The 20,251-nt window shown below is 42.0% G+C and carries 21 protein-coding genes, 1 tRNA gene and 1 pseudogene; 17 read left to right on the top strand and 6 right to left on the bottom strand.

Annotated features, from left to right (window positions below; all coding sequences use genetic code 11):
• Positions 1 to 2 precede the first annotated feature (2 nt).
• The 4 genes from lolA to serS are packed head-to-tail and all read left to right on the top strand — an operon-like array spanning position 3 to position 3,659.
• On the top strand, positions 3 to 647 hold the full coding sequence (lolA, locus tag EGC80_RS17790) for an outer membrane lipoprotein chaperone LolA (protein ID WP_124011625.1): 645 nt from the start codon (positions 3 to 5) through the stop codon (positions 645 to 647).
• Between the two features lie 8 nt (positions 648 to 655).
• Positions 656 to 1,987 carry a replication-associated recombination protein A gene (locus tag EGC80_RS17785; protein WP_124011624.1) on the top strand — a complete coding sequence of 444 codons (1,332 nt, stop codon included), beginning with the start codon at positions 656 to 658 and terminating at the stop codon, positions 1,985 to 1,987.
• Positions 1,980 to 2,354: a fluoride efflux transporter CrcB gene (gene crcB / locus EGC80_RS17780; RefSeq protein ID WP_101031882.1), complete on the top strand. Its 375-nt coding sequence runs from the start codon at positions 1,980 to 1,982 to the stop codon at positions 2,352 to 2,354. Before EGC80_RS17785 ends, crcB begins: the two co-directional genes overlap by 8 nt.
• A gap of 18 nt (positions 2,355 to 2,372) precedes the next feature.
• Complete coding sequence (gene serS / locus EGC80_RS17775) at positions 2,373 to 3,659, top strand: serine--tRNA ligase (protein ID WP_124693502.1); 1,287 nt, start codon at positions 2,373 to 2,375, stop codon at positions 3,657 to 3,659.
• A gap of 457 nt (positions 3,660 to 4,116) precedes the next feature.
• Here serS and EGC80_RS17770 read toward each other — a convergent pair whose 3' ends face one another.
• The 6 genes from EGC80_RS17770 to punR all read right to left on the bottom strand — a co-directional run bounded on the left by EGC80_RS17770 (position 4,117) and on the right by punR (position 7,347).
• Complete coding sequence (locus EGC80_RS17770) at positions 4,117 to 4,455, bottom strand: TusE/DsrC/DsvC family sulfur relay protein (protein ID WP_124011622.1); 339 nt, start codon at positions 4,453 to 4,455, stop codon at positions 4,117 to 4,119.
• Positions 4,449 to 4,754, bottom strand: a complete 306-nt coding sequence (gene tusB / locus EGC80_RS17765) for a sulfurtransferase complex subunit TusB (RefSeq protein WP_124011621.1) — start codon at positions 4,752 to 4,754, stop codon at positions 4,449 to 4,451. The genes EGC80_RS17770 and tusB overlap by 7 nt, the downstream gene beginning before the upstream one ends.
• On the bottom strand, positions 4,751 to 5,107 hold the full coding sequence (gene tusC, locus EGC80_RS17760; RefSeq protein WP_124011620.1) for a sulfurtransferase complex subunit TusC: 357 nt from the start codon (positions 5,105 to 5,107) through the stop codon (positions 4,751 to 4,753). Before tusC ends, tusB begins: the two co-directional genes overlap by 4 nt.
• A gap of 19 nt (positions 5,108 to 5,126) precedes the next feature.
• Positions 5,127 to 5,516: a sulfurtransferase complex subunit TusD gene (gene tusD, locus EGC80_RS17755; RefSeq protein ID WP_124011619.1), complete on the bottom strand. Its 390-nt coding sequence runs from the start codon at positions 5,514 to 5,516 to the stop codon at positions 5,127 to 5,129.
• A 65-nt stretch (positions 5,517 to 5,581) separates the two neighbouring features.
• Entirely contained in the window at positions 5,582 to 6,241 is a 660-nt protein-coding gene (locus tag EGC80_RS17750) for a Bax inhibitor-1/YccA family protein (protein ID WP_124011618.1), read from the bottom strand.
• 203 nt (positions 6,242 to 6,444) lie between these two features.
• Positions 6,445 to 7,347 (bottom strand): DNA-binding transcriptional activator PunR, encoded by a 903-nt coding sequence (punR, locus tag EGC80_RS17745; protein ID WP_124011617.1) that lies wholly within the window; start codon positions 7,345 to 7,347, stop codon positions 6,445 to 6,447.
• A 325-nt stretch (positions 7,348 to 7,672) separates the two neighbouring features.
• Between punR and EGC80_RS17740 the strand changes: the two genes are divergently transcribed.
• The 13 genes and pseudogenes from EGC80_RS17740 (at position 7,673) to EGC80_RS17680 (ending at position 20,186) form a co-directional block, all read left to right on the top strand.
• Positions 7,673 to 7,762 (top strand) — tRNA-Ser (locus EGC80_RS17740).
• A gap of 87 nt (positions 7,763 to 7,849) precedes the next feature.
• Positions 7,850 to 9,184, top strand: coding sequence for a site-specific integrase (locus tag EGC80_RS17735; RefSeq protein WP_124011616.1), 1,335 nt, complete (start codon positions 7,850 to 7,852; stop codon positions 9,182 to 9,184).
• Between the two features lie 27 nt (positions 9,185 to 9,211).
• Positions 9,212 to 10,767, top strand: a protein-coding gene (locus tag EGC80_RS17730; RefSeq protein WP_124011615.1) for an IS3 family transposase whose coding sequence is annotated in 2 segments (ribosomal slippage) — positions 9,212 to 9,665 and positions 9,665 to 10,767 — 1,557 coding nt in all. Because the reading frame shifts where the segments join, the coding sequence is not laid out codon by codon here.
• Between the two features lie 81 nt (positions 10,768 to 10,848).
• Positions 10,849 to 11,742, top strand: a complete 894-nt coding sequence (locus EGC80_RS17725; protein WP_233768541.1) for a transposase — start codon at positions 10,849 to 10,851, stop codon at positions 11,740 to 11,742.
• 184 nt (positions 11,743 to 11,926) lie between these two features.
• Positions 11,927 to 12,412, top strand: a complete 486-nt coding sequence (locus tag EGC80_RS17720) for a hypothetical protein (RefSeq protein ID WP_124011614.1) — start codon at positions 11,927 to 11,929, stop codon at positions 12,410 to 12,412.
• Positions 12,394 to 12,837, top strand: a complete 444-nt coding sequence (locus EGC80_RS17715) for a hypothetical protein (RefSeq protein WP_124011613.1) — start codon at positions 12,394 to 12,396, stop codon at positions 12,835 to 12,837. Before EGC80_RS17720 ends, EGC80_RS17715 begins: the two co-directional genes overlap by 19 nt.
• Positions 12,838 to 13,285: 448 nt before the next feature.
• Positions 13,286 to 13,588, top strand: a complete 303-nt coding sequence (gene tnpA, locus EGC80_RS17710) for an IS66 family insertion sequence element accessory protein TnpA (protein ID WP_124011565.1) — start codon at positions 13,286 to 13,288, stop codon at positions 13,586 to 13,588.
• Entirely contained in the window at positions 13,585 to 13,935 is a 351-nt protein-coding gene (gene tnpB / locus EGC80_RS17705) for an IS66 family insertion sequence element accessory protein TnpB (protein WP_124693471.1), read from the top strand. Before tnpA ends, tnpB begins: the two co-directional genes overlap by 4 nt.
• Before the next feature lie 84 nt (positions 13,936 to 14,019).
• Entirely contained in the window at positions 14,020 to 15,525 is a 1,506-nt protein-coding gene (gene tnpC, locus EGC80_RS17700; protein ID WP_124693501.1) for an IS66 family transposase, read from the top strand.
• 23 nt (positions 15,526 to 15,548) lie between these two features.
• On the top strand, positions 15,549 to 16,505 hold the full coding sequence (locus tag EGC80_RS17695) for a transposase (RefSeq protein WP_124011612.1): 957 nt from the start codon (positions 15,549 to 15,551) through the stop codon (positions 16,503 to 16,505).
• Between the two features lie 184 nt (positions 16,506 to 16,689).
• A complete protein-coding gene (locus tag EGC80_RS17690) occupies positions 16,690 to 18,039 on the top strand; it encodes an RHS repeat domain-containing protein (protein ID WP_124011611.1) in 1,350 nt (449 codons plus the stop codon).
• 7 nt (positions 18,040 to 18,046) lie between these two features.
• On the top strand, positions 18,047 to 18,445 hold the full coding sequence (locus tag EGC80_RS17685) for a hypothetical protein (RefSeq protein WP_124011610.1): 399 nt from the start codon (positions 18,047 to 18,049) through the stop codon (positions 18,443 to 18,445).
• 764 nt (positions 18,446 to 19,209) lie between these two features.
• Positions 19,210 to 20,186, top strand: a pseudogene (locus tag EGC80_RS17680) (transposase).
• Positions 20,187 to 20,251: the final 65 nt, after the last annotated feature.

The raw sequence follows: 20,251 nt of genomic DNA, 5'->3' as shown, positions 1-20,251 counted from the left end.
TGATGAATAAACGTTTTATAGTATTAAGCCTATTATTGACAACGAGCTTAAGTTGCTTTGCCGCGATGGCAGATGACGCAACCCAATTACGCGAAAAGCTATCTAATATTGATAGCTTGCATGCGACATTTTCCCAGCAAGTGACCGACATTAACAATAAACCAATCCAAAGTGGAAGCGGCGTGTTTGCGCTTGCGTACCCTAATCAATTTTACTGGCATTTAACTGAGCCTGATGATTCACTGATTGTGGCCGATGGTGTTAACTTGTGGATTTATAATCCCTTTGCTGAAGAAGTCACAGTAATGGATGTTGCTCAAGCGGTTGATGCATCACCTATGGCCTTGTTGGTTCATCGAGATGAAGCCACATGGGCTAAATATTCAGTCACCAAGCGTGCCGTTAACGCTAAAGCAAGTTGTTTTGATATCCAACCTAAAAAACTCAACAGTAATGTTGTCGCCGTAAGTGTGTGTTTTGAAGCGAGTCAATTAGTTAAATTTAACTTAACTGACGAGCAAGGTAATCTAAGCCAATTTGCATTGACTCAGCAACGCACGGTGAAACCTGATGAAGCCAATATATTTGAGTTTGCCGTGCCCGATAACGTTGATATAGACGATCAACGTTTAAAGCAAACTAACTAAGTTATTTGATGGCTAATTTAGGTTTTGATTTTTCCCCAGACTTTCGCCCCTTGGCAGCTCGTATGCGTCCAAGGGAAATTAGCGAATATATTGGTCAGGCACATTTATTAGGTGAAGGTCAGCCTCTGCGTAGGGCGTTAGAGGCTAACCGAGCTCATTCGATGCTACTGTGGGGGCCGCCTGGTACAGGCAAAACCACCTTAGCAGAGTTAATTGCCCATTATGCCAACGCCCATGTTGAACGTATTTCTGCGGTGACATCGGGCGTAAAGGATATCCGGGCCGCCATAGAGCAAGCCAAGGCTATCGCCCAAAGCCGCGGTCAACGTACCTTATTGTTTGTCGATGAAGTCCACCGGTTTAATAAAAGCCAGCAAGATGCATTTTTACCTTTTATTGAAGACGGTACGGTCATTTTTATTGGCGCCACCACCGAAAACCCCTCATTTGAAATCAATAATGCCTTATTATCCCGGGCGCGGGTTTACCTGATTAATCGTCTCACACCAGACGAAATAAGTTTGATTGTTACCCAAGCATTAACCGATGAAGAACGGGGTTTGGGCAAACGCCAGTTAACATTACCTGCAGATGTGGCCAAGCAATTAGCCGACATTAGTGATGGCGATGCACGAAAAGCCCTTAATTTACTTGAGCTAATGAGTGATTTAGTCAGTGATGGTGGCGCATTTACCACCGACATGCTCACTCAAGTCGCGGGGCATCAAGCTGCGGGTTACGATAAAAATGGCGATCAATTTTACGATTTAATTTCTGCAGTGCATAAGTCGGTGCGAGGATCATCTCCCGATGCCGCTTTGTATTGGTATTGCCGCATTTTAGAAGGTGGCGGCGATGCCTTGTATGTTGCACGACGTTTATTAGCCATTGCTTCTGAAGACATTGGTAACGCCGATCCTGTCGCCATGACCGTTGCACTTAATGCATGGGATTGTTACCACCGTATTGGGCCCGCTGAAGGTGACCGCGCCATTGCTCAGGCGGTGTTGTATTTAGCTAGTGCGCCTAAAAGTAATGCTGTTTATAGCGCATTTAACGCTGCGCGTGAGTTAGCTAAGCAAACTGGACACGAGCCTGTGCCGAACCACCTTCGCAATGCCCCGACCAAATTGATGAAAGAAATCGGCTTTGGCAAAGAATACCGTTATGCTCATAATGAACCGGGTGCTTATGCTGCTGGGGAGAATTACTTTCCTGAATCATTGCAACATAGCCAATTTTATCAGCCTACTAATAGAGGTTTTGAAAAACGCATTCAAGATAAATTAGCGCAGTTAAACCAACTTGATCAACAAAGCGAGGACAAACGCTATGACTAATGTGTTCTTGGTGGCACTAGGTGGGTCAATTGGTGCAGTTTTACGCTATCTTCTGTCAATTTTTATGATCCAGCTATTTGGAAGCAGTTTTCCTTTTGGTACACTGTTAGTCAATCTATTGGGATCGTTTTTAATGGGCGCCGTTTATGCGATGGGGCAATTAAGTCATATTAGCCCTGAAATTAAAGCGCTTATTGGCATTGGCCTATTGGGCGCGTTAACGACGTTTTCGACTTTCTCGAATGAAACCTTACTGCTGCTGCAAGAAGGCTTATGGCATAAAGCTATTTTAAATGTGTTGTTGAATGTCTCCTTATGTCTATTTATGGTGTATTTAGGTCAACAACTTATATTTTCTCGCGTTTAACTAAAAAGAACTGACAACATGCTAGATCCAAAATTTTTGCGTAATGAACTGGACATCACCGCCGAGCGTTTAGCCACTCGTGGCTTTATTCTTGAAGTCGATAATTTGACCAAGCTTGAAGAAAAGCGTAAATCGCTTCAAGTGGCTACCGAAGACTTACAAGCCTCGCGTAATGCGATATCGAAGTCGATTGGTCAAGCTAAAGCGCGCGGCGAAGACACCAGTTCCATTATGGCGCAAGTGGGTGATTTAGGTGCGCAGTTAGATGCAAAGAAGGCTGAGCTTGCTGAGTTGTTGCAACAGATCAATAGCATCGCCATGAGCATGCCAAATTTGCCAGACGAATCGGCTCCCGTGGGTGCTGATGAAAATGACAATGTAGAAGTACGCCGGTGGGGTACCCCAAAAGTATTCGATTTCGAAGTCAAAGATCATCTTGATTTAGGTGAAGCGTTAGGTGGATTAGATTTTAAAAGTGCGGTAAAAATTACCGGTTCACGTTTTATTATTATGCGTGGCCAAATTGCCCGTTTAAATCGTGCTTTAGGTCAGTTTATGCTAGACCTACACACCACTGAACACGGCTATACCGAAACATATGTACCGCTATTGGTTAATGAAGACAGTTTATTAGGTACAGGTCAGTTACCTAAATTTGGTGAAGATTTATTCCACACTAAACCGGCCACAGAAGAAGGCCAAGGTTTATCTCTTATCCCCACTGCAGAAGTGCCATTAACCAACTATGTGCGCGACATGATTGTGGATGAAAGTGAACTGCCGATGAAAATGACCGCATTAACCTCATGTTTCAGAAGTGAAGCTGGCTCTTACGGCCGTGATACCCGCGGATTAATCCGTCAGCATCAATTCGACAAAGTAGAATTAGTGCAAATTGTTCATCCAGATAATTCAATGCAAGCGCTTGACGAAATCACCGCAAATGCTGAAAAAGTATTACAGTTACTAGCATTACCGTACCGCACCATGGTGTTATGTACTGGTGATATGGGCTTTAGTTCAAGCAAAACCTTTGATATTGAAGTCTGGTTACCGGCGCAAAATACTTACCGTGAAATTTCATCTTGCTCGAACATGAAAGATTTCCAAGCCCGTAGAATGCAAGCCAGGTACCGTAGCAAAGTCGATAACAAACCGGCTTTATTGCACACCTTAAATGGCTCAGGTTTGGCGGTTGGTCGTACGTTAGTGGCCGTGCTTGAAAACTATCAAAATCAAGATGGCACCATCACAATACCTGAAGTATTACGTCCATACATGGGTGGCTTAAGCGTGATTGGTTAATATCACTTTTCCCTAGCCGTACTCAATCTTAGGCGCGGCTAGGATTTTAATCATTAGTCTTGTACAAGATAGAGCTTAGACATTCATCTTCTAAAAAGACCTGTATGTTTTTGCGCGTTGAGTGACCCCGCAATCCGTAAACCGAGTTAACGGCGTTACTGTATCGCAGCACATATTTTACTCCTACATTGTATTGGAAATTGTGTCACTCAGTTTGAGTTGGTCACATATTTATAAGGGTTGGTACAACCAGCAATGGGTTCAAGTCGGCGTGATAATCGTAGGCTTATCTATTTATCAGTTATCTTCTTTTTTATTTTGTTGGTAATTGTTGAACTAGCTCAAGCAGTATTTATAGTGATAGAAAATATATTTCCAAAATAACCTCAGTTAAGGTTAGCCATTTAAAAAGCCCGCTTAAGATGACTTAAGCGGGCTTTTTTGTAAGCCTTTTCTGCTATAAACATTTTGCCGGTTTTGGCAAACCGGCAATTTTTGTTGCTTGTTTTGCGGGACCAATCGGGAACAAGGTATACAAATATTTAGAGTTACCTTTATCCGCGCCTAAACGTTGGCCAATAGCTTTAACTAATACTCGAATGGCTGGACTGGTTTTGTACTCAAGATAAAAATCACGTACAAAACGGATCACTTCCCAGTGTTGTTCGGTCAACTCAATATTCTCAGTGGCAGCAATAACAACAGCCATGGATTCTTGCCAGTCATTGATGTTGTTTAAATAGCCTTGATGATCGGTTTCAATTTGCTGACCATTAAATTCAAAAAAATTTACCACGTGATGACCTTATCGTGTAACAAAGATTGTTCAACAAATTGTGAATAATCAATAATATCAAAAGAGCTTGCAGTCTTATTCGCTAACATCATCAAGCGTTCAAATAAGCCTCTTGCTACAAGATCATCTTGCAGCACAAACAGCTTAATGTTTGCTAAACGTTGTTGCCACTGGGTTTGTAACAAACAATTCACCGCATCGCTAGACAATAAAATACTGTCAGTAGGGTGAATATACCGCAAGCAAGTATTTAAGGCATCGTCACTCATTGTTGATGTTTGGATATGATGTAATATCAAAATACTAACACCTCATCAGCCGCTTGCAGGGTTTTGGTGATCACCTCTGGAGTTGCCACTGTGGCCGCAATACTAAAGTCATTGGGGTGTACTCCTAATGTGGTCATTGATTCAGCACAAACCAATACGGTATCAATATCGTAAAGAGAAAGCGCTTTAAACGCCGACACATAATCTTTAGAGCCTGCTTGTTCGGGGGTTTGGCCTGCCAGTAAATGTAATACCGCTTCATTGGTAAATACCAGACTCACTTGTTGCTCAAAGCTTGCGCTGAGCATGGCAAAATCTAACCCTTCACGGGTACTTGTGGTGCCAAAAGGGGCATGCCTAAAAATAATCACCAGTGATTTCATTGTCTATTCCACTAATACCTTAAAAACTAATTAATCTATCTGCTTGCTCAATACCCACCACTAATTCACCTAAACCGCCCATGGTAAATGCGTCGCTGCTATTCCATTGTGGTTTACCATTTTCCGTCGCATCTTGTTGCGATAATACGCCACGCCGCAGAGCTGCAGAGACACAATTGGTCAGCGGTATCGTATGTTTTAATGACAATGATTGCCAATTGGAATGCATATCAATTTCGTCAGAAGCAGGACAGGTGAGGGCATTACTGTTAGTTACGCCATCTTGATAGAAAAAGACATTAATGATTTGATGGCCATTGGCTAATGCGCTTTGGCAAAATGCTAATGCACGAAAGCTGGCCGTAGAGCCATAAACGCTTCCATTTACTTGAATGATGAATTTGCTCATGATAAAAAAAATGACCCTAATGTAGGGTCATTTTAACGTAATTTGCTAGTGAACTCTATCGACGATTAGTCGTCGCTGCCAATACCCATTAAATGTAGTAGGCTTATGAACAAGTTCAAAAAATCTAAGTACAATGAAATAGTCGCCCGAACGTAGTTTGTTTCGCCGCCATTCACGATACGACTGGTGTCATAAAGAATGAAACCGGTCATTAGCAACGCAATACCTGCGTTCATTGCCATAAATAATATTGAGCTACCGACGAATATATTAATGACCATCGCACCGATCATCACTAATAAACCCGCAAATAAGAAGCCGCGCATAAATGAAAAGTCTTTCTTCGTGGTTAACGCATATGCCGAAAGCGACACGAAAATGATAGAGGTTAAGCCTAGTGCCTGCATAATTAAGCCAGGACCATTTGCCATTCCGGCATAATGATTAAGAATGTAACCTAGTGAAGCACCTTGCATACCCGTAAAAGCAAACACCCAAAAAATACCTGCAGAACTGTCAGCTTTTTTGAGTGTTACAAATAACAATACCAAGCTACCAAGCGATAAGCCTATTGACATCATTGGGCCAAGGTTTATCGCCATGGCAAAACCAGCAGTGACAGCAGAGAATGCTAATGTCATCGCCAGAAGCATGTAGGTGTTTTTTAACAGTTTATTGACATCAGTAGTCGATAGACTGGGTGATATAACTGATTGTTGATTCATTATCGTCTCCAGGTGTTAACTCAATGATTCGCTCTACGAGAAAAAATATTTCTCACTCTGAAGCTAAATCTATTTGTATAGCGTAAGCAATGTATATTAAACCAAAATTAATTCATAACTAACATCATCTTAATAGTTGCTAATTTAACATATACGGTTTGATAAGTAATGCTATTACAAAAAACATATTTGGCGTAACAGGATTAACTAAGCCATTCTTTTTTTAGTTTTTCGGTATCACCTAGGTGATCTAATACCCACTGCATTGCTGGGCTCATGTTGGCATTATTCCAGGCTAAACAGCAGGCTGTGTCTTGCTTTGGTGTGGCGAGTTGTTTTTCTATGAGCGCGCCGGCTTTAATAAAGATATCGGCCAAATGGTATGGCATATATCCCACGCCTAAGCCTTCTCTAAAACAATTAATCGCTCTGATCCAATCAGGTACCACAATTCTGCGCTGATTATTCAGCAACCAATTAGGTCGATGGGCAATATTATGGGCGGTATCTTGCAGGCAAATTGACGGATATTGCAATAACTCTTCATCGGTTAATGCATGCTCTGCGATAGCTAAAGGGTGGTTTTTACCGACTAAAAAAGACCACTCAATCATCCCCATATGGCGGGACTTAAATGTACCACCAACAGGAATGCTTGACGTTGCACCAATGGCGATATCGCTTTTGCCGCTGGACAAAGCCTCCCACACTCCATTATAGACTTCTAAGCGGATAATCAATTCTATGTCGGTAAAGTGGCGATAAAAATCAGCAATTAAGCCACTGATTTTGTCAGCACGCACCATATTGTCAATCGCAATAGATAACGAAGGGCGCCAGCCATTAGCCACTTTTTGTGTATCACGTTTAATATTATTAAGCTTGGTCATAATGTCACGCGACTGGGCCACAAAATGTTCACCAGCGGGCGTCAAACTGACACTGCGATGGCGACGCTCAAACAATATTACCCCTAAGTCATCTTCAATTTGTTTAATTGCATAACTCACCGCAGACGGCACTTTATTCAATTTATTGGCTGCGGCGGTAAAACTACCCACACGGGCCACGATATCTATCATCTCGAATGCTTGTTCTGAAAGCATCTCGCTATCCTTGGCATTGGCAAAATTACTAGCAGTAAAGGTAAACATTAACCCTAATCAAATCAAGCAAAGTTGCCGTTATCGGCTGTTTAATCATGTTTTCGCTTAGCCCATTGTTATATTCGCAGCTTAATAGCCGATAGCGCAGTCGCGTGCTTTTGGTGTTGAGTGAGTCAATACCATTGAGTAATATTAGCTGCGCAATACATTTTGAATCACCGAACAGCAGATGATAAGTTAATTTGTGTGTTTAATAGACACTTAACGGGTTATTTGCAATTTACCCTTTACACCAAAGGGTCATTATCATATTATTCGCCCGCTCGGAGGGATGGCAGAGTGGTCGAATGCACCGGTCTTGAAAACCGGCAACGGTTTATCCCGTTCTAGGGTTCAAATCCCTATCCCTCCGCCACATTAAATACGAGAAAAGCCGTTGATTATCAACGGCTTTTTTTGTTTTTGGCGTTTGAGCGGCTCTCCATAAGGATTGACTCAGACAATGTATCTTTATCGAGCACCCAACAACGTATACTTCACGCGCATCTGTTTAGCCAAATATTTACGCGACAAGGGCTTTCCCTTTGACGTAAAAGTCTCCTTACTGACTCGTGACAGAGCAGAAGCGGTCATCCGTAACATTGATGTTGCCGGAGCACTCAAAAAAATCATCAAGTCTATTGACCATCAAACCCGTATAAATGACTTTATTCGCTACGTTGATGAGGTCATTAACCATCTCAGAGCTCAGTTTGATGGTAATGAAACGGATATCACGTTCAACATCACGCAAAAACCTCATGCTATCCCCAATAGAGAGACTAAATTGTCTCAGCATCGTGAAACTACCGCTGTGGCGCAAGCAAAGCCTGTAATTGGGTTAATCGAAGCATTAAGCGCATTTATTATCTCAAAACAAAAATCAGCCATCAGGCCGCTCTCTATCAAGCAGCTTGAGCAGCGTACTCGGCATTTTATTGATACCGTATCTTCAAAATCCATTCTTAAAACCAAGCTTAAAACTGATGTTAAATGTGTGCACGATATCACCAGTGCTGATGCGATGACCTATCGCGATACTTTACTGACTCAAGGCCGAAGCTACAAAAGCAATAAAGAATACCTAGCTGCTGTATTCCAGTTTTTTAAATGGTGCCAGTTAATGAACTACAGCAGTCTCAACCCTTTTGAAAGCGTCACAGTCGGTCAAAAGCCTAAGGCAAAACCCAATCAAGGCCGCAATCGCTGGACAGCACCTGAGCTAAAAAGATTAATCCGCTCGACAGCATTCAATGACTCAACAGCTGATTTTAAGTGGGTCACACTCATGATGCTCTATGGCGGCTTAAGGCCATCTGAAGCTTGCCAGCTGTTATCTAGTGATATCAAGCAAGTAGATGGAGTTGACTGCATTAGGGTTGATGACAGCGGCGCAGGGCAACGATTAAAGAACCTCAATGCCAAACGTTATGTGCCCATTCACAAATACTTGCTTGAGCTAGGCTTCATTGCGTTTGTTGAGCAAAGAAAATCAACTCATACCCAGCTGTTTGACTATAAACCTGTTGGCATCATTGAAGATTGGTCAAAAACCTACTGTAAACAGCTCGCCAAACTTCAAACTGAAATCGGCATGCAAGCTAACCAGCGTCCCACGTCATATGGCTTCAGACACACGTTTATCGATGAAATGAAGCAACTGGATATCAGCGAGCATATCGTGGCGCAAATCGTCGGACACGCTAATCCCAACATCACATATAGCCGTTATGGTAAAGATGTGAAGGTCCCCCTGTGTCAGGATTGTTGTCACCCCTTAAAATCATCCAATAATTAAATAGAGGGGGCGGTCAATGAGAGCTCAATGGCACGATATTCATCTGAACGTAAAGAAGCAGTTTTAAAGAAGTTATTGCCTCCCCACAATATGACCGTCATGGAAGTGGCACGTAGTGAAGGGATCGCCTACCAAACCCTGTATCATTGGCGCGATAAAGCTAAAAAAGAGGGTCGCCCAGTGCCAGGTAAAAAATTGACCAGTAATGATTGGTCGGCCGAAGCTAAGTTTGCCGTTCTCATTGAAACAGCGCCAATGTCTGAAGCTGAAGTAAGCCAATATTGCCGAGAAAATGGTTTGTTTCGAGAACAAGTTCAGCAGTGGAAACAAGATTGTTTAGGGGGCTTTACGACAAGTGAAGTTCAAGCCAAAACGATTAAGCAGCAAGCCAAATCAGACAAAGCAGAAATCAAATCCCTGCAACGAGAGCTACGCTACAAAGAGAAGGCGTTAGCAGAAACAGCGGCTTTACTGGTGCTTAGAAAAAAGCTCAATGCGCTTTGGGAGGACGACAACGAGGAGAGTTAACGCCTTTGCCTAAGCGCATAACATTGGTGAATTTAATACAAGAAGCGTATGCCCACGGTGCACGTCTTTACAAGGCTTGCGCTGAAGCAGAGCTAAGTAAGCGGACGTATCGGCGCTGGTATCGAGCAGGAAAAGTACAAGCTGATTTAAGGCCCTCGGCGGTAAGACAGGAGCCAGCCAACAAGCTTAGTGATGACGAGGAAAAGCTGATACTGGCAACCTCGAATGAGGCAAGGTTTGCGAGTCTACCTCCCTCACAAATCGTGCCGACGCTGCTTGATGAAGGGGTCTATATCGCTTCAGAGTCGAGTTTTTACCGAGTGTTAAAAGCCAATGCTCAATTAAATCGACGTGGACGAAGCCAAAGCATAACAAAAAGAAGTAAACCAGATGCTTATGTTGCAGATGGGCCGAACAAAGTGTGGTCTTGGGATATCACTTATTTAGCTTCGGTCATCAAAGGACGCTTTTATTATCTATATATGTTTGAGGATATTTATAGCCGTAAGGTTGTGGGTTATGAAGTCCATGAACGTGAATGTGGTGAGCTAGCGGCCGAGTTAATGCAACGCAATATGCTGCGTGAGCAATGCTTTAAGAAGCCACTGGTATTGCACTCAGATAATGGTGCTCCGATGAAGTCGTTAACAATGAAAGCCAAGCTTGAAGAGTTAGGCGTTACCGCGTCATTAAGCCGCCCGAGTGTCAGTAACGATAACCCTTACTCCGAGTCGCTGTTTAGAACATTAAAGTATCGGCCAGAATGGCCTAGCTCTGGCTTTAAAAGCATCACCGAAGCACGAGAATGGGTAGAAGTATTTGTGACTTGGTACAATACTAAGCATAAACACAGCAAGCTCAATTTTGTGTCACCGAGTGAGCGTCATGCGATGCAAGACAGGACTATTTTATCTAAGCGTAAGATAGTGCTAGAGGAAGCGAGGTCAAGAAATCCTAAACGCTGGCCAAACGGTATAAGGAATTGTGACGCTGTAGGTGAAGTCACACTGAACCCAGATAAGAAGTCTGAAACAGAAACAAGAAATGCAGCTTAAAATTTAAGTAAAGAGTGCCAACTACCTTGAAAAACACCGCCTTACTACCACTGCTGTTCTCGTGTGGTGCGTAAGGCTTTTTTGTGTGGAATCGATAAATCTACTGGTGATAACTTTGAGCATCGGCGTGAGTGGGTTGATTCACGCATTCTAGAGTTAGCGACCATCTTTGCCATTGATATTTGTGCTTATGCCGTGATGAGTAATCACTTACATGTGGTTATAAAAGTCGATGCTGACAAAGCAAAAAAGTGGTCAGATAAAGAAGTGCTAATTCAATGGCACAAGGGCTTTAAAGGTACATTACTCACGCACAAATACCTTAAAGAGGAAGACCTTAACCAGTTTGAACTTCAAACGGTTAATGAATGCATTACCGAATACCGTAAACGCTTAATTGATATCAGTTGGTTTATACGCTCACTCAGTGAGCCCATCGCCAGAATGGCCAATAAAGAAGATAAGTGCACAGGCAGATTCTGGGAAGGCAGGTTTAAATCTCAGGCTTTGCTTGATGAAGCCGCAGTTTTAGCCTGTATGGCCTATGTTGATTTAAACCCTGTTAGAGCCAAAATGGCTGCAACCCCTGAAACCTCAGATTACACCAGTATTCAGCGCCGTATCAATTCAGCAATGAAAGGTGAGCAACCACCTGAGTTATTACCGTTTGTGGGTAATGAGCGACTCAATATGCCTAACGGGCTCATGTTCAGCGTGAAAGACTACATAGTATTGGTTGAAGATACCGGTCGGATTATTCGAGAAGATAAACGTGGTGCCATTGGCTCAAGCAGTCAGGACATACTGAATAGACTCAACATCCCCGCAGAGAATTGGCTTAAAATCACCACTGAATTTGGTGCATTATTTAAAGGTGCCGTTGGGGCATTACCTGCCTTAACCGAATACTGTGAGCATTTAGAGCGAAAACGACGACAAGGCGCTGCAAATTGTCAGCGCTGGCTGTGCGCTTAAGCATTAATTCTTGAAAAACTACCATCTTCCTTATACTTGATTGATATCAAGATTTTCTGCTGTGCTGAATTCTGCAAATGATGAATAAACCACTAATTTAACGATAATATTTTAGTTATATCGATAGAAATAGGTGAGTTGAGCACGTCTATCGTAACCCTCGCCAAAGCTATGAAAACGAGTTATGTTATTTGTTCAAAAATGGGTCGCATCGTTTTTTTTGTTTTCAAAAATGGGTGGCATCGTTTTTTTTTGGTGTGATTCAAGAAATGGGTGGCATCTTTTTTGGGTGTGGTACCATAATAATGTAAATTCATTAGCAATATATTACGACACAGAAATTGGAGCTGAAATATTTAAGAACTCCTATTGGACGGGAGAAGAGCTTGTTGATAAGTATTATTTAGGTATTGATGTGACCTCTCATATGAGAAATCAAGTAGATTTATCAGGTTCAGTTAACAATCCCAAATTAAATATATCTGGAAGATGGCATTCTCACGGACCTGATCCGGCACCTTTTACTATAGGTGCTGATACAGACTGGGCAGACCAGAGTGATTCAAGAGCAGCGTATTTGTCCAGAGCAAACAATTATTTACTCAAATCATATGTTTTACAAAAATATTCTAAGGGTGCTGAGGTCAATATATGTGGAACAAAATGCTAATAATGAAATTGTTGTCTTTTTCAATATGTGTATATTTTATTATTTTTTCAAACAACACGTTAGCAACAAAGGAAATTGATTATGAAGATGTCAATTTCTACACTTTGGCTGCGAATGAGACTGTTTTGGATGGCAAAAAAATACAGATTCAAGGATGGTTAGAAGTTTGGGGTGACTTTGATGGTGGTAAATACTCAGTCTATTTATATCCAGTTGATATTAGCCGAGGGAATAAGAATTCTTTTGATAGAATAAAGGTTGTTGTAGATAAAGAAGCATTTGACTTTGCTAAAGAAAGTCTTAATCAAAAGGCTGTTCAAGTAATTGGTATTTATAGCCAGAAAAAACCTTCAAAGAGTGGGGTTTTCGGTAATATAAGTAAATTATCAAGATTAAGGGTTAATCCATTAACTGAAAATAATTAAGACGACCAACAAATAACATGGCCATATATGGACGCTCCCGGTGAGTCAAGATAATACCAGGGCAACCGCATGAGTGTTCATTAATTAGTCATATTGGTGAATAATTAAGACACCCAAGATTATTGGCTAAATATTGAGCGCTCAACTACGCTTTATTTACCCTTTCCAAACGGTAATTAAGGATGGCCAGACCAAGACAGACAATCGTTAGCCTTGAAGATACACCTGCTCCTGTAAATAGAACAATAACATGGCCACCCATTCTAACTGGCTAAATATTCAACACTGAACTAGGCTTTATTACCCTTTTCAAATGGTAATAGAAGATGGCCAGACCAAGACAAACTATCGTTAGCCTAGAAGATACGTAAGCGCTCAATTAACCGCACATACCAATAATCTTCAAATGTGACATGATTATTTCCTAACTAAATCTAGGAAAACAATCATGTCAAAAAACGATAAAATACAATACTGGCAACGCATTTTTCAGCAGCAAACTGAAAGTAAATTAACCAAAGCTGAATTTTGTAAAACCAATGACTTAACCCTATCTACATTTTATGCGTGGACTAAAAAACTTAACCCGCATTCGTCATCAACTAAGCAAAAAGTGGTGCCGCTGATTTTTCCTGAAATTAAACCTGACCAGCCACTCACGCTGGCATTGCCCAACGGCTATCTGTTTTCTTTTCCAGCCTCATTAGCGCCAAGCAAATTACAACAATTTTTACGCGTGCTATCAGCATGACACCACATAAGCAGATCTATCTTGTTACCGGCCATACCGACATGCGTAAAGCCATTGATGGCTTATCTTTAATCGTCAGTGATGTATTGGAAATGGATCCGTTGAATCAAGCCTGGTTTATTTTTTGTAATCGCGACCGGGACAAAATTAAGATTTTATTTTGGGATACTAATGGTTTTTGGCTTTACTATCGGCGGCTAGAAAAAGGTCGCTTTAAGTGGCCTGGCGCTAACGACGAACAAGACGCGCTGACAATCAACCAGCATCAGCTAAATTGGTTACTATCAGGCTTATCGTTAGAAGTATCCCATGGGCATAAACCCTTAAATGGCCTGACAGTGAGGTGATCATCACTGGATCGCTAAATAGCGGTTGCATGATCAAATACAGCAGGCAAACTAGCGCTATCTATTGGTCTTGAACGCTAATTAATGACAACTGAACAGCCTGATAATATTGAACAACTAAAAAAAATGCTGGCAATGTTGCAGCATGAAAATCAGGTGCTCAATGCTAAAAATAAAGACTTGGAAAACCGCCTTAATATCGCTTTGGAACAATTGCAACTCAACCGCAATAAGCAGTTTGGTCAACGCAGTGAGAAAATGCCGAAAGGCACATTCAATGAAGCTGAGCAGGATCAATCCACAAATAAAAATGAAAATAAACAACAAGGTAAAACGGGTCGAAAACGATTACCTGAGCACCTTGAACGTGAAGAAAGATCTTATACTCTTGACAGCCCTATGTGCGATTGCTGTGGTCATATGATGCGTGAATGCGGTGTGCAAGAAAGCGAACAAGTCAACATTATTCCAGAGAAGATCAGCGTCATTAAGCACAGGCAAACCAAGTATGCTTGCCGTGAATGTGAAACAACATCAACCAGTACCTCTGTCATTACCGCGCCTAAGCCTGCACAGCCGATCCCCCAGAGTATCGCCAGCCCTGAAGCGCTTGCGGCTGTGGTGACCGCCAAATACTGTGATGCCCTACCGCTTTATCGGTTAACCGACATATTTGCCCGTGGCGGTTTAAATATTAGCCGCGCTACACTGGCCAATTGGTGCATAGCCAGTGCCGAATTAGTTAGGCCGTTAATTGCTGCGATGAAAGCTAATCTACTCGCTCAATCAACGCTGTGCGCAGATGAAACAACGGTGCAAGTATTGGATGAACCAGATAGAAAAGCAGCAACTAAATCCTATATGTGGGTCTATCGCAGCAATGAATTTAGCGATAACCCTGTTGTTATTTATGATTATCAACCGAGTCGTGCACGCAGTTGTCCAGAAGCATTTCTAGCAGATTATGCCGGATATTTACAATGTGATGGTTACAGTGTTTACGACAATATAGAAGGAATAATGCCAGTCGGGTGCTGGGCACACGCCAGACGCAAATTCCACGATGCCTTAGCGGTGCAACCGAAGAAAACCGGCAAAGCAACAGTCGGTATCAATTATATTCAAAAACTGTATGCAATAGAAAAGCGGGCAAAAACATTACCGCCCGATAAGCGAAAATCACTCCGGCAGGAAAAGGCTGAGCCAATCTTAACATCGTTGCATGAATGGTTAGAAAAAAGCGAGAAAACAGTCCTGCCCAAAAGTAAAATTGGGGTAGCAATCAAGTACACATTGAATCAGTGGGAAAAACTGAGGCGTTACCTTGAATCAGGTGAATTAGGCATTGATAATAATGTCACTGAACGCGATATCAGGCCGTTTACGACGGGGCGGAAAAACTGGATGTTCTGCCAATCGGTAAATGGTGCAAAAGCCAGTGCTGCACTTTATAGCTTGGTGATGACTTGCCGTGCCAACGATATTAACCCGTACTTTTACTTCCAAAAACTTTTCACGGAACTGCCACAACGGGATAAATTTGCTGATTTAAGTGATTTATTACCTTGGCATGCCGATCTAAAAGCTTGATGATATCGGGCTCCACCGCTTAATTGACCGCTTACGAAGATACGCCTTACTATCACTGCTGTTCTCGTGTGGTACGTAAGGCATTTCTATGTGGAATTGATAATGCCACTGGTGATAATTTTGAATATCGGCGTGAGTGGGTAGATGCGCGCATTCTTGAGCTGGCGACCATCTTTGCTATTGATATCTGTGCTTATGCCGTGATGAGTAATCACTTACATGTGGTTATAAAAGTCGATGCTGACAAAGCAAAGCAGTGGTCAGATAAAGAAGTGCTTATACAGTGGCACAAAGGCTTTAAAGGCACGTTACTCACGCACAAATACCTAAAAGAGGAAGACCTTAACCAGTTTGAAGCTCAAACGGTTAATGAATGTATTACCGAATACCGTAAACGCTTAATTGATATCAGTTGGTTTATGCGTTCACTCAGTGAGCCCATCGCCAGAATGGCCAACAAAGAAGATAAGTGTACAGGTAGATTCTGGGAAGGTCGTTTCAAATCTCAAGCTCTGCTTGATGAAGCCGCAGTATTAGCCTGTATGGCCTACGTTGATTTAAACCCTGTTAGAGCGAAGATGGCCGCCACACCTGAAACCTCAGATTACACCAGTATTCAGCGCCGTATAAATTCAGCAATGAAAGGCGAGCAACCACCTGAGTTATTACCGTTTGTGGGTAATGAGCGACTCAATATGCCTAACGGGCTCATGTTCAGTGTAAAAGACTACATCGTCTTAGTTGAAGATACTGGTCGGATTATTCGAGAAGATAAACGTGGTGCCATTAGCTCAAGCAGTCAGGACATACTGAATAGACTCAACATCCCAGCAGAGAATTGGCTTAAAATCACCACAGAGTTCGGCACATTATTTAAAGGAGCTGTCGGAGCATTACCTGCCTTAACCGAATATTGTGAGCATTTAGACCGAAAACGACGACAAGGCGCTGCAAACTGTCAACGCTGGCTGTGCGCTTAAGTCATAATCCCCAATCAAATTACAATTCTTCTTATACTTGATTGCTATCAAGATTTTCTGCTGTGTCGAATTCTTCAAAAGAAGAATAAAGCACTAATTTAACGATAATTTTTAACCATATTGATTAAAGTTGGTGAGTTGAGTACATCGAGCGTAACCCTCGCCAAAGCCATGAAAACGAGTTATGTTATTTATTCAAGAAATGGGTGGCATCTTTTTTGCCCGTAATGCGAATGGTAACCGCTATAAACAGGTTAAACAGCAAAGCGGTAGTGTGGTATCGACCACGTATTATGTGGGCAGTTTTGAGCGTGAAGTGACCCTAAGCGGTACGGTAGATAAAACCTACATTGGTGACCACACCATTAAGATGAAAGCCCATGTGGGCAGCTTAGGTAATCAATCACCGTTCCAGCATGTTCTGCGCGACCACTTAGGTAGTGTTGATACCTTGATGGATGCCAAAACCGGTGCCGTATTACAACACCGTGGTTATGATGTATTTGGTCGCCCAAGAGACATTGCATCAGGCAATTCGTTATTATCTGGTACTAGCTGGCAAGGTGTCACTAAGGGCTACACAGACCATGAGCATTTGATTGATCAAGAGCTTATTCATATGAACGGGCGGATATACGATTTTAACGTCGGCCGTTTTTTAAGTGTTGACCCGTTTTTGCAGTTCCCAGAGAATAGCCAGAGCGCTAACCCGTATTCGTATATTTTGAATAACCCGATGAGTGGGGTTGACCCAACAGGGTATAGATCTGAAGAATTAGACGAGGTTATATCAGGTAAGGCGTTTGAGAAGCTTGAGAAAGATGAAAGTGGGAATCTCTATGTGACAGCTGATGGGGAAACTTATAAATTAACTTCAGTTTCAAATGGCGAGAAGAACTTTTCTATATCATTTGACGGTAATGGTGGCGGTACCGCGCAAGTTGGTAAGGTGTCTGGGGCAGTTAACCTGCATAAAGGAGATAGTGGTACTAATGTAGATAGTTCAGGGTTAAATGGTACTGAAACAGCCTGCTTCGGTAGTGCTTGCTCTCCTTCTGATTTAGGATTACAAGAGCAAGATTACGACCCATCTATTTGTGATAATGGTAACTATTGCAAAATCGAAAGCGGAAAAACAGAAATTAGATCTCATACACACGAAAGCGAAGAATATGCATATGTTGGTATTCTGACCGATACGAGTTCCGACTCCCCACCAGGATTGCCATGGAACAGCAAAAAACCATGGAGGGACGGGCCTCACGATATGTCTGCTAAGTTTTTGAACAGTAAAATGTTTAATGAATATATAAGAGATAAAATTGTTTCTCAAAAATTTCAGGTTACTGAAAGAGTCTTGATTTTTGCGGATGCAAATGGAAGTGCTGGTCAGCGCATCTTAACTCCGAGGGTTGTGCCGATAGGTAACCGACAAACTCGCTATTCAAATCCAAGACGCACTGGGAAGTTCAAACTGGACAATCAACTCCATAAGGGCGCTGTAGTATGCGCTCATACGATTACAACGTGTTGAGGTTTATATGAAATTTATAGCTATTCTAATTACAATTATGTCTGTTTTTGGGTGTCGCGAGGCTCAGTCCGAGACGATAAAGTCAGCAGCGCTTATGACATTGAATTGTAAAGTTGATTTAGAACGTTTTGCGGCAAAATCTTCTGAGGCAACAACTCTGCCTTTAGCTGTTGACCTTCAGCACTCACCAGAAATAGAAGGTGTCATCATTCTTGAAGGGGAGCCTAAAGCCTACGTAAAGGCACTAAACAAGTTAAATGACGTACTCAATAAATGCGAAGCCAACTCATTCACAAGATTCAAACTTTCAGGGAATGTTAGTCAAGACCTCAGTAGCGAGTTGAGTAAATCCGACGCATTTATCAGAGTTGAGAATGGCTACCTATATCTTTATAGAGTTTTGTGATGAATAAGAAGAATAACATGGCCATATATGGACGCTCCCGGTGTGTCAAGATAATACTCTGCTCACCGAAGGCTTTTGGGCCTTAGTTTTCTGTACAACATTCTCACTCTTATCGTTGCTTTTGATGCGCTAATTTACCGCTAGAAGTGGTTTTACTACCCTGATATTTATAAAGTCGCGGGCTTAACAGTGAAATCTGAACCTAATGAAATCAGTTCATAATTATTGACTTTTTTCAACTTCAGGAATAAAGTCAATCTTAGTTAGCAATTGCAGGGTTTGAAGATATAAAATTCTGCAACCAAATGAATTTAAACGACTATTTTAACTATTTAATTTGAGAGTCTGGGTTCAAATCCCTATCCCTCCGCCACATTCAAATAAAAAGGCTCGCTATTTATAGCGGGCCTTTTTATTGGGCGAAAGATAGGACTTTGAACCCACGGGTTCCTCTTTATTACAAGCAAGCTATCCCTCCACAAAATCCAAGACAAAAGTAAAATCGACAAAGATAAGGCGCTGCAAAATGCCAGCATTGGCTGTGCGCTTAAGCATTAATTCCTCAAAAACCACAATTCTCCTTATCCTTGATTGATATCGTGATTTTCTGCTGTGCTGAATTGCGTAGATGACTGATAAATCGATCATATAACGCTAATGTTTTAGCCATGTTGATTGAGAATTAACATAGCCATCCACTTCAACTGGCCAAATAGCAAACACTTAACTACGCTTTATTTACCCTTTGAAAATGGTAATTAAAGATGGCCAGACCAAGGCAGACAATCATTAGCCTAGAAGATACGCCTTACTATCACTGCTGTTCACGAGTGGTGCGTAAGGCATTTTTATGTGGGGTTGATAACTCAACGGGTGAGAATTTCGAGCATCGACGTGAGTGGGTCGATTCACGTATCCTTGAGTTAGCGACCATCTTTGCCATTGATATCTGTGCTTATGCCGTGATGAGTAATCATTTACATGTGGTGTTAAAGGTTGATGCAGACAAAGCGAAATGCTGGTCAGATAAAGAAGTGTTAATTCAGTGGCACAAAGGCTTTAAGGGCACGTTGCTCACGCACAAATACCTTAAAGAGGAAGACCTTAACCAATTTGAACTTCAAACGGTTAATGAATGCATTACCGAATACCGTAGGCGCTTAATTGATATCAGTTGGTTTATGCGTTCACTGAGTGAGCCAATCGCCAGAATGGCCAACAAAGAAGATAAGTGCTCAGGCCGCTTCTGGGAAGGACGCTTTAAGTCTCAAGCGCTACTTGATGAAACCGCAGCACTAGCCTGTATGGCCTATGTTGATTTGAATCCAATTCGTGCCATGATGGCCGCAACCCCAGAAACCTCAGATTACACCAGTATTCAACGTCGAATAAATTCAGCAATGAATGGCGAGCAACCAACAGAACTAATACCGTTTGTGGGTAATGAAAGACTCAATATGCCTAACGGGCTCATGTTCAGCGTCAAAGACTACATTGTACTGGTTGAAGATACCGGTCGGATAATTCGAGAAGATAAGCGGGGCGCCATTAGCTCAAGCAGCCAGGACATACTGAATAGATTAAACATTCCCGCAGAGAATTGGCTTAAAATCACAACTGAATTTGGTGTATTATTTAAAGGTGCTGTTGGAGCATTACCCGCCTTAACCGAATACTGTGAACATTTAGACCGAAAACGACGACAAGGCGCTGCAACTGTCAGCGCTGGCTGTGCGCTTAAGTAATAATACCCCCTCAAATAACAATTCACCTTACACTTGACTACTATCAATTTTTTCTGCTGTG

This window comes from Shewanella psychromarinicola (genome assembly GCF_003855155.1).
In the GTDB taxonomy this organism is placed as follows: Bacteria; Pseudomonadota; Gammaproteobacteria; order Enterobacterales; family Shewanellaceae; genus Shewanella; species Shewanella psychromarinicola.
The sequence above is the reverse complement of the archived record's forward strand: the minus strand, read 5'-3'. Positions and strand labels throughout refer to the sequence as shown.

Bases quoted from the DNA above. Each gene is read 5' to 3' on its own strand.
- lolA (WP_124011625.1), top strand. From the start codon at position 3: ATGAATAAACGTTTTATAGTATTAAGCCTATTATTGACAACGAGCTTA.
- EGC80_RS17785 (WP_124011624.1), top strand. From the start codon at position 656: ATGGCTAATTTAGGTTTTGATTTTTCCCCAGACTTTCGCCCCTTGGCA.
- crcB (WP_101031882.1), top strand. From the start codon at position 1,980: ATGACTAATGTGTTCTTGGTGGCACTAGGTGGGTCAATTGGTGCAGTT.
- serS (WP_124693502.1), top strand. From the start codon at position 2,373: ATGCTAGATCCAAAATTTTTGCGTAATGAACTGGACATCACCGCCGAG.
- tusC (WP_124011620.1), bottom strand. From the start codon at position 5,107: ATGAAATCACTGGTGATTATTTTTAGGCATGCCCCTTTTGGCACCACA.
- tusD (WP_124011619.1), bottom strand. From the start codon at position 5,516: ATGAGCAAATTCATCATTCAAGTAAATGGAAGCGTTTATGGCTCTACG.
- EGC80_RS17750 (WP_124011618.1), bottom strand. From the start codon at position 6,241: ATGAATCAACAATCAGTTATATCACCCAGTCTATCGACTACTGATGTC.
- punR (WP_124011617.1), bottom strand. From the start codon at position 7,347: ATGCTTTCAGAACAAGCATTCGAGATGATAGATATCGTGGCCCGTGTG.
- EGC80_RS17735 (WP_124011616.1), top strand. From the start codon at position 7,850: ATGTATCTTTATCGAGCACCCAACAACGTATACTTCACGCGCATCTGT.
- EGC80_RS17720 (WP_124011614.1), top strand. From the start codon at position 11,927: ATGTTATTTGTTCAAAAATGGGTCGCATCGTTTTTTTTGTTTTCAAAA.
- EGC80_RS17715 (WP_124011613.1), top strand. From the start codon at position 12,394: ATGTGGAACAAAATGCTAATAATGAAATTGTTGTCTTTTTCAATATGT.
- tnpA (WP_124011565.1), top strand. From the start codon at position 13,286: ATGTCAAAAAACGATAAAATACAATACTGGCAACGCATTTTTCAGCAG.
- tnpB (WP_124693471.1), top strand. From the start codon at position 13,585: ATGACACCACATAAGCAGATCTATCTTGTTACCGGCCATACCGACATG.
- tnpC (WP_124693501.1), top strand. From the start codon at position 14,020: ATGACAACTGAACAGCCTGATAATATTGAACAACTAAAAAAAATGCTG.
- EGC80_RS17690 (WP_124011611.1), top strand. From the start codon at position 16,690: ATGTTATTTATTCAAGAAATGGGTGGCATCTTTTTTGCCCGTAATGCG.
- EGC80_RS17685 (WP_124011610.1), top strand. From the start codon at position 18,047: ATGAAATTTATAGCTATTCTAATTACAATTATGTCTGTTTTTGGGTGT.